Origin of the sequence: Delftia sp. ASV31 (genome assembly GCF_016428765.1) — a bacterium.
GTDB classification, from domain to species: Bacteria; Pseudomonadota; Gammaproteobacteria; order Burkholderiales; family Burkholderiaceae_C; genus Comamonas; species Comamonas acidovorans.
This window is the reverse complement of the sequence record NZ_JAELTK010000322.1, coordinates 1-301: the sequence shown is the minus strand read 5'-3', so window position 1 is coordinate 301 and position 301 is coordinate 1. Positions and strand designations below refer to the sequence as shown.

The window sequence follows — 301 nt, the reverse complement described above, 5'->3', positions numbered from 1 at the left end:
CCCCCCCCCCCCCCCCCCCCCCCCCCCCCCCCCCCCCCCCCCCCCCCCCCCCCCCCCCCCCCCCCCCCCCCCCCCCCCCCCCCCCCCCCCCCCCCCCCCCCCCTTTTCAAGCCGAAGACGGCATACGAGATCAACGTCAGCGTCTCGTGGGCTCGGAGATGTGTATAAGAGACAGGGCCTGATCGGCCTGGCCGCCACGCTGCGCTTCATGCCGGTGGGCGACCGCTTTGCCGTCAAGCGCTTCGACGGCGTGGGCTATGCGCTGCTGGCCTTCGGCATGGTGGCCGTGTCGCTGGCGCTG

At 76.4% G+C, this 301-nt stretch carries 1 protein-coding gene; it reads left to right on the top strand.

Features of this window, described 5'->3' with window-relative positions; genetic code table 11:
- Positions 1-182 (top strand): hypothetical protein (locus JHD82_RS30205; protein ID WP_233174972.1); only part of this gene is annotated, 182 nt, incomplete at its 5' end.
- Between the last annotated feature and the right edge of the window lie 119 nt (positions 183-301).